The 581-nt window shown below is 29.1% G+C and carries 1 protein-coding gene and 1 pseudogene; one reads left to right on the top strand and one right to left on the bottom strand.

Annotation, left to right across the window (positions count from 1 at the left end; genetic code table 11):
- Positions 1 to 29 precede the first annotated feature (29 nt).
- Positions 30 to 149 (top strand): annotated as a pseudogene (locus ACS8FD_RS22995) (DUF2256 domain-containing protein); the annotation flags it as partial.
- A gap of 20 nt (positions 150 to 169) precedes the next feature.
- On the opposite strand, the gene ACS8FD_RS23000 reads toward ACS8FD_RS22995, so the two are convergent.
- Positions 170 to 581, bottom strand: a 412-nt coding sequence (locus tag ACS8FD_RS23000) for a hypothetical protein (RefSeq protein WP_439277562.1), incomplete at its 5' end; no start/stop codon positions are given.

Below are 581 nucleotides of genomic sequence, written 5' to 3' on the forward strand. Positions count from 1 at the left end.
TCTTATTTTTTGTATGAAAAGTAAGTTTATCGCAAAAAATAGGCTCCGTCTGCCAGCGATCCTTTACGTGGTGCAAGAAATGGGAGAAGGATTGGGAGCAAGTGGTTTATTGTTCAGAGCGTTGTCAGAGTGCTAAGAATAAAAATTAGCTTCTGATCTATACAATGTATTAATTTATATTTTTGGCACTTAGTAAAGGTTGTGACGTTCCATATACTATGTATAAAGTATTATCTTTCACAGTTTTCATGTTTTCAAAGCTATCTACTCTTATTGGACGACGATGAAAGTATGTTTCAAAATAAGAATTAAGAGACATCTTATGGTTATCAAAATCTAGCTTATTATAGTTAGCTAAATTACAGAAGAGTATTTCACAAACTCTTTCAATAAAGCCATTAGTAGGCATAATTTTTTTTGAAATTATGATGTTTATTAAAATACCTAATTGTTTCAATATTAAGTCGAAATCATAATGTAGACTCATATGATTTATAAATTTATTAACGACTATGTTTAATGAATTATTGCCTTTTAATGCGAAATCTAGCAAATCATGAATTTTAAAATCAGCAGCATTT

It is taken from the genome of Psychrobacter sp. 1U2 (assembly GCF_051847575.1).